The sequence below is a fragment of the Pedobacter steynii genome (assembly GCF_001721645.1).
Taxonomy (GTDB): domain Bacteria; phylum Bacteroidota; class Bacteroidia; order Sphingobacteriales; family Sphingobacteriaceae; genus Pedobacter; species Pedobacter steynii_A.
The window spans coordinates 5,565,164-5,577,597 of record NZ_CP017141.1 but is presented as its reverse complement, the minus strand read 5'-3'; the positions used below and the strand labels follow the sequence as shown (position 1 = coordinate 5,577,597).

11 protein-coding genes are annotated in these 12,434 nt (G+C 39.7%); 3 read left to right on the top strand and 8 right to left on the bottom strand.

Annotated features, from left to right (window positions below; all coding sequences use genetic code 11):
- Positions 1-26: 26 nt before the first annotated feature.
- Complete coding sequence (locus BFS30_RS23010; RefSeq protein WP_237028647.1) at positions 27-1,139, bottom strand: glycoside hydrolase family 18 protein; 1,113 nt, start codon at positions 1,137-1,139, stop codon at positions 27-29.
- A gap of 181 nt (positions 1,140-1,320) precedes the next feature.
- On the opposite strand from BFS30_RS23010, the gene BFS30_RS23005 reads away from it, so the two are divergent.
- The gene (locus BFS30_RS23005) at positions 1,321-2,355 is read left to right on the top strand and encodes a LacI family DNA-binding transcriptional regulator (protein WP_069381440.1); all 1,035 of its coding nucleotides are present in this window, start codon (positions 1,321-1,323) and stop codon (positions 2,353-2,355) included.
- On the opposite strand, the gene uxuA is transcribed toward BFS30_RS23005, so the two are convergent.
- The 6 genes from uxuA to BFS30_RS22975 form a co-directional block, all read right to left on the bottom strand.
- On the bottom strand, positions 2,352-3,527 hold the full coding sequence (uxuA, locus tag BFS30_RS23000; protein WP_069381439.1) for a mannonate dehydratase: 1,176 nt from the start codon (positions 3,525-3,527) through the stop codon (positions 2,352-2,354). The two genes, BFS30_RS23005 and uxuA, sit on opposite strands and share 4 nt — an antisense overlap.
- 5 nt (positions 3,528-3,532) lie before the next feature.
- The gene (locus BFS30_RS22995; RefSeq protein WP_069381438.1) at positions 3,533-4,354 is read right to left on the bottom strand and encodes an SDR family oxidoreductase; all 822 of its coding nucleotides are present in this window, start codon (positions 4,352-4,354) and stop codon (positions 3,533-3,535) included.
- A 115-nt stretch (positions 4,355-4,469) separates the two neighbouring features.
- Entirely contained in the window at positions 4,470-5,723 is a 1,254-nt protein-coding gene (locus BFS30_RS22990; protein WP_069381437.1) for a sensor histidine kinase, read from the bottom strand.
- Positions 5,720-6,397 carry a response regulator transcription factor gene (locus BFS30_RS22985; RefSeq protein ID WP_069381436.1) on the bottom strand — a complete coding sequence of 226 codons (678 nt, stop codon included), beginning with the start codon at positions 6,395-6,397 and terminating at the stop codon, positions 5,720-5,722. Before BFS30_RS22985 ends, BFS30_RS22990 begins: the two co-directional genes overlap by 4 nt.
- 34 nt (positions 6,398-6,431) lie before the next feature.
- Positions 6,432-8,354: an LTA synthase family protein gene (locus tag BFS30_RS22980; protein WP_237028646.1), complete on the bottom strand. Its 1,923-nt coding sequence runs from the start codon at positions 8,352-8,354 to the stop codon at positions 6,432-6,434.
- Between the two features lie 250 nt (positions 8,355-8,604).
- Positions 8,605-8,943, bottom strand: coding sequence for a helix-turn-helix domain-containing protein (locus BFS30_RS22975; RefSeq protein WP_069381434.1), 339 nt, complete (start codon positions 8,941-8,943; stop codon positions 8,605-8,607).
- Between the two features lie 259 nt (positions 8,944-9,202).
- Between BFS30_RS22975 and BFS30_RS27850 the strand changes: the two genes are divergently transcribed.
- Positions 9,203-9,463 carry a hypothetical protein gene (locus BFS30_RS27850; protein ID WP_157263018.1) on the top strand — a complete coding sequence of 87 codons (261 nt, stop codon included), beginning with the start codon at positions 9,203-9,205 and terminating at the stop codon, positions 9,461-9,463.
- A gap of 93 nt (positions 9,464-9,556) precedes the next feature.
- On the opposite strand, the gene BFS30_RS22965 is transcribed toward BFS30_RS27850, so the two are convergent.
- Positions 9,557-10,909 (bottom strand): Gfo/Idh/MocA family protein, encoded by a 1,353-nt coding sequence (locus tag BFS30_RS22965; RefSeq protein ID WP_069381432.1) that lies wholly within the window; start codon positions 10,907-10,909, stop codon positions 9,557-9,559.
- A 451-nt stretch (positions 10,910-11,360) separates the two neighbouring features.
- Between BFS30_RS22965 and BFS30_RS22960 the strand changes: the two genes are divergently transcribed.
- Positions 11,361-12,380 carry a LacI family DNA-binding transcriptional regulator gene (locus BFS30_RS22960; protein ID WP_069381431.1) on the top strand — a complete coding sequence of 340 codons (1,020 nt, stop codon included), beginning with the start codon at positions 11,361-11,363 and terminating at the stop codon, positions 12,378-12,380.
- Positions 12,381-12,434 lie beyond the last annotated feature (54 nt).

The following is a 12,434-nucleotide window of genomic DNA, read 5'->3' as shown; positions in this document are numbered from 1 at the left end:
CAAAGATATATTTTTATTTCAGGCTTTCACCTCAGGGACTTCACAATTTCATTTAACAGGTATTCTTTAGGGTCTGAGGCGTATTCCCAGAACATGACCCCTGCCATCCCCTGATTTGTTACGTATTTACACTTCTCCCTGACCGACCATTCATCATCATAAGTAATCAGCGTACGTGTACCTGCATTGAAAAGATAAGAAGCCTTTGCATCCTGATCTTTAAACTCTTTAAATCCCTGTTTATTGATCAGGCTGTCTTTAATTTTACTGAAGCCGCTTCCAAATTCCCCGGTTACGTATCCCGCACCCAATCCGGTTTCTGTACCTTCTGCAACCCTGGAATTTCTTCCGTAAAAAGCAATACCCATAACCAGTTTTTTTGCCGGGACTCCCGCTGCAATGTAAGCAGTGATGGCTTTATCTGCTGAATTTACTGTTGGATAAATTTTTGAGGGATACAGATTGGTATGATGTCCGGCAATTTTTCCAGAATAGAAATCATAAGTCATCAGGTTGATATAGTCCAGATACCGGGCTGCTTTATCCATTTCCGTATGGGCAAGAAATTCAGCAAAACCGCCCACTGCGGTGGTCAGTAATTTTTTTGTCCCTGTTTCCTTTTCCAGAACATCCAGTTCTTTTCTCAGTGCTTCAAACATCAGGGTAAAATTCTGTTTATCCTCCGGTCTGACTACATTTCCTGCTTCTCCCGGCTGTGCCGGATATTCCCAATCGATGTCTACCCCATCCAGTTTATATTTTCTGATGATCTCTACCGCTGTTGAGGCGAAAGTTGCCCTGGAGGCTTCGCTGAGCACTGCATCGGAGAAATTTTCGCTCCAGGCCCAGCCCCCTATGGAAATCAAAATCTTTAACGCAGGGTTTTTCTTTTTCAGCAATAAGAGTTTGCGAAAGTTAACGGTATCTGTTTTTTCATTGGTCAGGAATGCCTTGTTTCCCTGTACATCTACGAAAGCATAATTGATATGAGTCAGCTTCTCTGCGGCGATTAAATCGGTATTGACCAAACCTCTAAAACCACCCACATAGCCGATAACGACTTTTTGAGGGTTTTCGTTTTTCATAGATCCGAACAATATTACCAGCAAGAATAAAACCAGGGTTCTTTGTGTTTTCATAGAATCAGCATTAATTTCATTTTAGTTAAAGATATAAAACATTGTGACGAATTAAAACTGGTAATTGGGCCGGATTCAGCCAGAGTTCCCTGATGTAATTAAAGAATTACTGAAAATATAAAAAAAACATTATCCTTATCTCCCCTAATAATTGCAATTTAGGCATCAAAATGAAACCGGCATGAACAACAGTATCACGTTAAAAGATATTGCGAAAGCGCTCCAACTATCTACTTCCACCATTTCCAAAGCTTTAAACGATAGTTATGAAATTGGGGAGGAGACTAAGAAAAGGGTAATGGCTTATGCTAAGGAGCATCATTATGTTCCCAACCGAATGGCCAAGGGTTTAAAACAAGGACGAAGCAGGTCTATTGGTGTGGTGGTTTGCTCACTGGACAATAATGTAATTGCGCAGATGCTGGATGGGATTGATAAGGTAAGCACTGGTAAATCCTACCAGATTATCATCATGCAAAGTAAAGAATCCCAGCAACAGGAGATTGCCTGTATCGATTTACTATACGCCGGAGGAATAGATGGCTTGTTGATATCTCCTGCCTGTGAGACTACCGATTTCAGTTACCTTAAGGGCTTACAGTCTTCGGGATTACCTGTTGTGCTCTTTGACCGCCTTACCGATCAGATGGACACTCATAAAGTTGGGGCTGATAATTTTAAAGGTGCTTATGATGCCACGCTGCACCTGATCCAAAACGGCTACAAACAGATTGCACACTTAAATACAAATACCAATCTAAGCATTTCGATTGATCGGTTGAATGGATATAAAGCAGCTCTTGCCGATCATAAAATTGAATTTAGGGAAGATTATCTAAGGTCTTGTGATTATACGGATACCAATAAACTCAATGCAGACCTGGAAGAGGCCATAAAATACTACATGTCCCTGCCAGTTCCTCCCGACGCCATATTTACGGCAACAGATCAGATTACCACAAGGTGTGTGACTTTATTGAATAAGCTGGGTTACAAGATACCCGGGGAGGTTGCGCTGATTGGCTTTACCAATACAGAACTGGCCGATGCGATGAACCCTGCTTTGAGTACCATACATCAGCCAGCTTTTGAAATCGGACAGCTTGCTGCCGGTAAACTGATTTCTTTGATAGAGCGGAAGCATCCGGAAGAAGAATTTGAAACCATTAAGCTGGCAACTCATATCCTGGTGAGGTCTTCCACTCAAAAAAACTAATAATTTCCAGTAATCCCTAGTTCCAGTCCGCGTAGTTCTGCAAGTCCGCGCAAGCGTCCTATTGCCGAATAACCGGGGTTTGTTTGTTTGTTCAGATCGTCCAGCATCTGGTGGCCATGATCAGGACGGAAAGGTATCGGGTGTTTCCTGACTGCATTTTCCTTTACTATTGCTTTCATCACCTCATACATATTTACATCACCTCCCAGGTGGTCTGCCTCATAAAAATTCCCTTCTTCATCTTTAGTCACGTTTCTAAGGTGTAGAAAATGAACACGTTCTTTAACTGCTTCAAAGATCTCCGGGAGATTGTTGTCCATTCCTGCACCAAGCGAACCGGTACAGAAACAGATTCCATTAAATTCCTGGTTTACACTGTTGATGATGTGTAGCAGGTCTGCTTTGGTGCTTGCAATTCTTGGCAATCCCAATATCGGATATGGAGGATCATCAGGATGAATCGTCATTTTTATACCCTCCTCTTCACATACTGCTGAAATGCCATTTAAAAACCAGGTCAGGTTTTCCTTAAGTCCTGCTGAACCGATCGCCTTGTATTCATCAATGCTGTTCCGCAGGGCTTCCAGTTCAATTTCTTTTTCATTTGGAATGCCCATCAGGACATTTGTCTTCAACAGATCCAGTTCCGAGGGGCTCAATGCCGCATAACGTTGTTCTGCTTTGCTTCTTATTTCTTCTTTATAATCTGCAGCGGCCCCTTCTCGTTTTAAGATAAAAAGATCAAAAACTGCAAGATCTGTCCAGTTGAAATAAAGTGCCCTGGAGCCATCCGTCATCACCAGGTCTAACTGTGTACGTGTCCAGTCCAACACCGGCATGAAATTATAACAAACCGTTTTAATTCCGCAGGAAGCCAGGTTTCTGAGTGTCGTCTTATAGTTTTCTATATAGCGGTCAGCATCCTTTCGCCGAGTTTTAATTGCTTCATGAACGGGAACGCTTTCCACCACTGCCCAATGTAGTCCAGCAGCCTCAATAATTGATTTTCGCTCCTGAATATCGGCCAGAGGCCAGATTTCTCCATGAGGAATATGGTGGAGTGCCGTCACGATTCCGGTTGCCCCGGCTTGTTTGACATCCTGCAGGCTAACCGGATCTGATGGTCCATACCAGCGCCATGTCTGTAGTAATTTGTGTGTGCGTTTATCCATTGTTTTTATACTCCGCTATAGGCATTAAATCCACCATCAACTAATATTGTCTCTCCATTTACGAAAGCCGAGGCATCGCTCAGTAAGTAAATCAGTGTTCCATTCAGCTCCTCTGGATTTCCAAGCCGGCCGAAAGGAGTATGATTTACGAAACGCTGTGCACGATCGGTAAAAGTACCATCCGTGTTTGTCAATAAACTACGGTTTTGTTCCGTTAAAAATACACCTGGAGCCAGGGCATTTACCCTTACGCGGTCGCCATAACGCTGTGCAAGTTCAACAGCCATCCATTTGGTGTACCCCTCAATAGCCGTTTTACCCATGGTATAACCTAAGACTCTTGTCAGCGGTCTTTGAGCAGCCAAAGAAGAAATATTGACAATAGAGCCTTTTCCTTTTTCAGCAATCACCCTTCCAAATACATGTGTAGGCAATACGGTCCCGAAAAGGTTAAGTTCTACTGCTTTTTGTGTGTCTGCGATATTGATGTCAAAAATATTCTGATCAGGGGCAATGGTTGCACCGGGAATATTTCCTCCGGCGGCATTCACCAGTCCATCAATGGTTCCCCATGCATTTAAAATCTGCGTTCTTGCTTCTATCAGTGCCTTTTCATTTAAAACATCTGTGATTACTGCAATGGCTTCACCGCCATTTACTGTGATTGCTTTTACCCTTTCATTTGCTTTTTCTTCATTTCTGCCTAAAATAGCCACTTTAGCTCCTGCGGCAGCTACTGCCAATGCAAACGATTCTCCAAGTACGCCGGTAGCCCCGGTGATGACGATCACTTTGTTTTTCAATGAAAACAGATCTTTCCCATTCATATTTTACGTGTATATTAGGTTAAATACTTCATTCAATGTTAATGAAATTTAGCCTTGAATAACCAGGATTCCTCTTAAATATTTACGATAACGTTTGCGTTTTTCAGATCATTTATTAAAACTCAATGGTAAAGAAATGTTCTCCTTTTTCATACCGGTAGCTGAGTTTGAAGTGATACAGGTTGCAGATCTGCCGGGAAATGGCCAGTCCCAGACCCATTCCTTCCGAGCTGTTGGTTTTATTAAAACGCTCAAAAGCTCTCGTCTGATCCAAGGTTTCAGCAATCCCTGTGTTGCTGAATACCAATCGTTCTGAATTCAGCAAGACCTTAATCTGTCCGGACTTTAAATTATGACGGATGGCATTACTCATCAGGTTATTGATTAAAATGTCTGCCAGGTATTTGCTCATGGAGACCATTTTTTCTTCCAGACTTAAACTGATGCTGATTTCATTAGACTGAATTAATTCCTGAAATTGCCTTGATTTCTGATTCAGCAATTCCTTTAAATCGATCAGTTCTTCATTCTTAATCAGGTTATTCTCAATTTTTGCCAGGAGCAGTAAAGAATGACTTAACCTGGATAAGCGGCCTACTGCCAGGTAAATATCTTCAATCAGCTCCCCTTGCTGGTCATTAAAACCCTCCGTTTGTAATAGGGTATCCAGCTTGGAATTTATCACCGCTAATGGAGTCATCATTTCATGTGAAGCGTTATCCGTAAAAGATTTCAGTTCTTTATAATCCTGTTTAACCCGTTGTGACATCGACGAAACTGCCTCATTGAGTTCGGTAAACTCATCGATCTTCGTAAGTTCGGTATTGATTTCACTTTTACCGCTGAGGTTAAAAGTTTTTATCTGTTCAAGTATATTGTAAAACGGCCGCCATAGATTGCTTAATAAGAACCGGTTAATCAGGAACAGCGCCAGCAATAAAAAAGCAATAATTACCAGGCTAATGAGGAAAATTATTTTGATCAGTCCTTCCGCTTCCGATCGTGATTTTATAATGGTGACCTCAAAAATCTGATGATTAACCTGCAAATAAGTAACCAGGCTCCTCCCTGGTTCTTTTTCATTTTCCTTTTCATTCAGGTAGACGCAATTGCTAAACTTCCGCCCATTGGTATCCTTTTTTTTAACCAGACGATAAGATACCTTCTGATCATGGAAATCAGCGGGAAGCGGCAATTTACGATAGCTTTTGGCATAAGAACTGATCTCATCCTCTTCAATTCTAAGGTCCCTGTCTAACTTTTCCGTCAGTATGAAATGGATCACGACATAGTAAATTACTCCAGTCAGGATTAATACGATTAAGGAGATGAAAAGGTTAACCTTATTATATTGACTGGCAAGTTTCATATATTTTCGAACTTATACCCCACTCCATACATGGATTTGATGTAATCTTTGCACCCCGCTTCTATCAGTTTTTTTCTCAGGTTCTTAATGTGTGTATAGATGAAATCAAAATCGTCAGAAAGATCAATTTCATCTCCCCAAAGGTGTTCTGCGATGGCGTTCTTTGTCACCACTTTACGTTGATTGGCAATGAAGTAGACCAGCAGGTCAAATTCCTTTTTGGTCAGGCTCAGTAAATGGTCATTTACATTAATTTTCATGGCCAGTGTATCAATGGTAATTTCATTAAATACGATCGTACTGTTTCCATCAAAGCTTTTCCTGCGTATAATTGCAGTAACCCTTGCCTGAAGTTCAGACAGGTGAAAAGGCTTTACAAGATAATCATCTGCACCTAAATTAAGGCCATCTACTTTATCATCCAGGGAATGACGGGCAGAGATGATCAATACCCCATCATTTTTATTCATTTTTTTTAAAGCCCGGAGCAGTTCCATTCCTTCTCCCCCCGGCAGACTCAGGTCCAGCAGAATGCAATCATAGCTATAAAGGCTGATCTTTTCCATTGCCGCATGAAAATCGCAAGCTACCTCACAGATATTTCCTTCTGCACTAAAATAACTAAGGATACTTTCCCTAAGTGACTGCTCATCTTCAATTAATAGTAATTTCATCGCAAGGCGTATTGGTTTTCAAGTTAGCTAATTATTATTGATGTAAACCGCCATTTTTAAAAAGATCATAAGCGGTTTGATAATTGGCGATTGCTTCCTTTATCACCCTTCCTGAAAATGACTTTGGCAGTTGTTCATTGGTGTTTTTATGATAAATAAATGTATTTATTTGCTGTTGAGGGCTCAGAATCACCAGGCTATCTTTTTTAAGATAAGCTAGCTTTTGGTAGGTGCCAAGCAATGCTCTTGGGACATAACCGGCCGCCAGTACATCCTTTCCATATAGATTGCTTTCGTAACTCCATCCAAACAGGTTAAATAATGTCGGATAAAGGTCTATTTGCGAACAGACTTTATTTATTTCTCTTTTTCCCGAATTTGGAAGGTTCAGAATGATACAGGGAATGTGATATTTACTGATGTCAATTTCATTTTTACCTGCACTGCTGGCGCAATGGTCGGCTACGATAATGATGACTGTATTCTTAAACCAGGGCTTATGACTGATTTGAAGGATAAACTGACCGATCGCATAATCGGTATACCTTAATGCTCCTGTCCTTCCGGTCCCGGAAGGGATATTTATTTTACCTGCAGGATAGGTAAACGGACGATGATTGGAAGTAGTCATTACAAAGCTATAAAAGGGTATTCCCCTTTTAAACTGCTCATCACTATTGCTGACTACCGTTTGGTATAAATCTTCGTCACTGATTCCCCAGGCGTTTTCAAAATGAACCTCCTGATCTGTGATGATCGTTCTTTTGGTTGTATAGTGATCTCCGGCCATGATCTTTCTTCCCCGATCAGTGATGTTATAACCATTACCGCCAAAATACTGGTTCATGTTATCAAAGTAACCATCACCTCCGTAATAAAAGGTCTGTTCATATCCCGCTTTCCGGAAGATATTTCCGATTGTGGTCAGGCTATCGTTGTTCGGGCGTCTTACAATACTGCTTCCTGGCGTAGGTGGGACTGCAAGTGACAAAGCTTCCATCCCCCTTACTGTTCTGGTGCCCGTTGCATACATATTGGTAAATAAGAGGTTGGTTTCAGCGAGCCCATCCAGCACCGGGGTTAAATTTTCTCTATTTCCAAAGTGAGCCATAAAATCAGCACTTAGACTCTCCACGGTAATCATGATTACGTTAGGTTTAAAAGCGGGTCCTTTTCCCTTTATTTCTCTTTTAATACTACTATTATTATTCAGATAAGTACTGTTAGCCTCCAGTAGCTGAGATCTGATCAGCCGATAAGCTTCCGGTTTATCCAGTAATTTATAAAACTGATTATAATTGAGTTCATTATTTTTAAACGCCGAAAATATGGAGTATATGCCTGCTTTAGCCAATTCGTTATGATACCTGTTGTTCCCCTCTTCCGCCCAGGAATTGTTGATGAAAAAGCCGTATAATAAGGCGATAATGACAATGAACCCAGAGATCATTCCTCTTATTTTCAAAGAAGTATCTGATTGAAAAGTCGTTTTGAAAACACCCATCCTGATGAATAGCCAGAGGAAAAGACAGCTGATGGCCAATACTCCTCCGATCAGCAATGGCAAAGGATAAGATTCGTTAATATTATGAATAACCTCATAAGTGTATATCAGGTAGTCTACCGCAATAAAGTTAAAGCGGCTATCGAATTCCTGCCAGAAAGTAAGCTCTGCAAAGAAGGAAAATATCACTATTGTGACCATAAAAAACAGGCCGGCGTAGCTGATGAAAATATTAAACCAGGATTGGATAAACCGCTGTGGCAGAACCAACAAATAGATGGCATAAGCCAGTGCCAAAAAGGAAGACACGCCAAGATCATAAATCAGCCCCTGGGTGAAAATGCGGAGGATAGAAAGAAGACTGAAACCTGTTTTTTCTATTGTAGCTGTCAGCAGTCCGAGACGAATCAGGAACGACGCGGCTATAAAGACAGCTACAAAAGAAAAAAGCACACTGTACCGGTTTTTAAACAAAAAAAGACAATTCATAAGACCATATCTGAGTACGGTCAAATGTACTTTCCTATTCTGAAGAAAAACTGAAGTTAAACAATGCTTTTTACCTGGTTCAAAGGCAAAAGACTGGAATTACCAGAGGCTCAACATCTTTTGAGAATAATAACATGCATAGTAATTATACTATATATATCTTACTAAATTCTAAAGGAATGAAAAGCCTCTGATACTGCCAGGTGTTTAAAGGTTAAGCGATTTTGTTTCGCTGATCTTCCTTATCATATAAGTCAATCAGTTTACTTTGCAAACGGATTACTGAACTTTCCAACTGACTGATTTTCTCTTTCAGTTGTTCAATAATCTGAATGTGTTCACTTACTCCTTCTTCCCCAACATCCAGAAACTCTCTTAAACTTAATCCATGGACTTCAGCGATCTGATTGATGCGGCTAAAGTTTGGATCAGTAATACTCGTTTCTAATTTTGAGTACGCTGGAATTGAGATGTCCAGCAGGTCGGCCATCGCTTTTTGGTTGACCCCTTTTTTTTGTCGTAAAATTCTAAATTTCTCCCCTAATGTTTTCATAATGAATATTATTATTTTAAATAACCCCTAATTGAAATAAATTTAAGAAATATTAAATATAATATTATCATATTATTACAAAATTTTGAAATTAATAATGAAAAACGACTTTTGAACCCGAACTTTTTGTCAAAAAAACGGCAAAAAAGAGGCCTTAAAAACCACTGATTTTTTTGTGATTTCTGGCCTTAATTAAGTCTTTGGAAGAGATTTTTTCGCTTTTCCTGATGTCACCACTTTCGCTCATAATAGACTGTTTATGAACAAAATAGAATGCAATTATTTTTTAGTTTGCCTTAATATAAAGGTTCCTAACATGATGGCAACTGCCAATCCCGAAAAGCCAGGAAAAAGGATAAATAAATATAAAAGTCCGGCAACAAGGGCTAAGGCCACAATAAATAAAAAACCTTGTAAAAAAGTCTCCATTTTGAAAGCTGCGATGAGGGCAAACGCTAAAAACGTTAAAGCTAGAATATTTAAAAACATATACAAAGATGCATTTCCAATGTTAAGTTAACGTTAATAAAGATGAATTCATCTTTTTTTAACAAAAAAAGGACCAACATCTTTACATGTTGGTCCTTTTTATAAGATTAGTTATTACTCTGGATTAATAATCATCATTCAGCGCAAAGATCGGCTTTCTGGTCATCCAGTTACCGCTGGTGAAGTCAGGGAAATCGATCGTTTCATTTCCCATTTCGATAGATTGCTCACTTAAAGGCGTAATTGCGCTCCAGGCTGCAGCATCATATACATCCAGTGGAGTTGGCTCATTTCTTTTCGCTGCTTCAATGAAGGCATGAATCACGAAGAAATCCATCCCACCATGTCCTGCACCCTGTGCGTCATTACCGTATTTTTTCCAAAGCGGGTGATCATATTTATCCAGCCATTCTTTGGCCGGGTCCCATGCATGTGGTTTGCTCACTCCTTCTACATAGATACTCTTATTCACATCCATCCATAAGCCTTTAGTTCCCTGAACTCTGAAACCTAATGAATATGGTCTGGGTAAATTCGTATCGTGTTGCAGGATGATCGTTTCCCCATTTGCACAGTCGATCGTAGTGGTCACGATATCTCCTAAGCGGAAGTTTACTTTCGCATTTGGATGGCTTTCTCCACCTTTCTCTACAATATAGTTATGAAGACCTCTTGATTTAGTTGCAAAGGAGTTTAGTTTTAAAAACTTATTTCCTCTGTTGATGTTGACGCATTGTGCAACCGGACCTATTCCGTGAGTCGGATATAAATCGCCATTACGGTGTACGGAATGATTTGTTCTCCATTTTGCTTCTGAGAATCCTTTCTCATTAAACTCTACCCCACCACCATATGGTTTTACTCCATCGTTAAACTTAACTTCTCTCAGGTCATGCTGATAGCCGCCCTGCAAATGAAGGATTTCTCCAAACACTCCCTGACGTACCATATTTAAGGCAGCCAATACATCTCTTCTGTAACAAACGTTTTCCAACATCATTACATGTCCGTTATATCTTTCTGTGGCTTGTACCACATCCCAATGGTCCTGCAGCGTAATCCCCAGCATCACTTCAGTCGCTACGTATTTAATACCTGCTTCTAAAGATTTAATGATCATTGGTTTGTGCAATTCCCATGGCGTAGCGATTACAATTGCCTTTAAACCTTTTGTTTCCAGTAGTTTCTTCCAGGCATTTTCATCGCCTGTATAGATTTTAGGCATTGGCTTACCACTCTTTGCAATCAGTGCTTTAGAAGCATTCAGCATTCTATCATCCACATCGCAGATTGCTACCAATTCTACGTCATCTCTTTTTAATAAAAGATCAAGATGATTCTGGCCTCTCAATCCAACTCCAATCATGGCTACCTTTATCTTCTCCGCTTTGGTACCTGCAAAAACTGATTGCTCAGGTAAAACAGTCAGGGCTGCCGCAGTGATGCCACTACTTCTAACAAATTGTCTTCTGTTCATAATTTATTTAGTTCATTATATATGTTCGGTTCTGATTAAAATCTCCGGCCAGGCGTAACCGGGGGTTATTAATCGATTACAAGGTATAGACTATATCAGCAACGCCACAAACTAAGCTTTAAAAAAAACACGCAAACGTTTGATATTTTATCGCCAATCCTATTTTAAAAAGACTGGTAACGAAAAAAAATGCGATTAAAGTGAATTGTAACAATTATATGATCATTCTTAGGCCAAATACTTGCATAATTTGTAAAATCAGCGCTAATTTGAGGACTATAACGTCTTTTACATTCAAAAAATCCAGTCTCAAATTTAAATTCGGGCTCTTATTTTCAAGCAAACGTTTGCGCACATTTAATGTAAATTACAGCCCAATTTATGGAGAGAACGAATTGTTTTTTTAAAATTATTCAAGGTTATTGAAAGTTTATTCTAATATTTGAATATCATGTCTGATAAACCTACCACGATAAAAGAAATAGCCAAAATACTTAAGATTTCGGTTTCTACCGTTTCAAGGGCTTTAAATGACCATTCCAGTATCGGTTTAACAACAAAAATGAGGGTTAAAAAGTTAGCTGCCGAGCTAAATTACGAACCGAATCAGAAGGCAATTCAGTTTCTGCAGGGAAAGTCTCATATTATAGGTGTTATTTTACCGGAATTGTCGGAATCATTTTTTTCTACTGCCATCAGCGGAATTGAAGATGTAGCTTATAAGAGAAACTATACTGTTTTATTGGCTCAATCGCATGACGATGCAGATCGTGAAAAGTTATTGGTTGAAAAGATGAAAACCCAGCGTGTAGACGGGTTATTGGTCTCGGTTTCAAAAACTACCAGTACCTATGAACATTTTGAAATTTTCAAAAAGCTCAATATTCCCGTTGTATTTTTTGATCGGATCCCTCCTATTAAAGATATTCACTATGTAGCCTCCAATCTCGAAAACGGAACTTATGAAGCCGTTAATTTTCTATTGAAAAAAGGACATCGTACCATAGGAATGATCAACGGTCCTACCACATTGGTTGCCAGTCATGAGCGGAAAGAAGGTTATATCAAAGCGATGATTTCCAATCGCTTAAAATTCGACCCCTCATTGATCGTAAGTTGTGACCTTTCTGAAAGTGGCACCATAGACGTGATGAATACCATGTTAAATCACCGGCGTAAACCAACTGCAATCGTCACCTTTAACGATTATGTGGCTTTATTTGCGATGAGGTATACCCGTTCATTGGAACTGGAGGGGATAGACTTTGTGAGCTATGCCAATCTTCCTATTATAAACTATATGGACTACACTCCGATTGCCTCTGTGGAGCAATTCCCATATAAGCAAGGAAAGAAAGCAGCAGACATTTTAATCGATCTGATTAACCGGCCTAAAAACGAAACCGGAACGGAACAGGCTTATTTTAATGTAGTTGTAGAATCGGAATTGATTGTATCTAACCCTAAATAATTTTGCGCAAACGTTTGCTCAATGGTTTAATGACTTAAATAATTACGTTTGAAT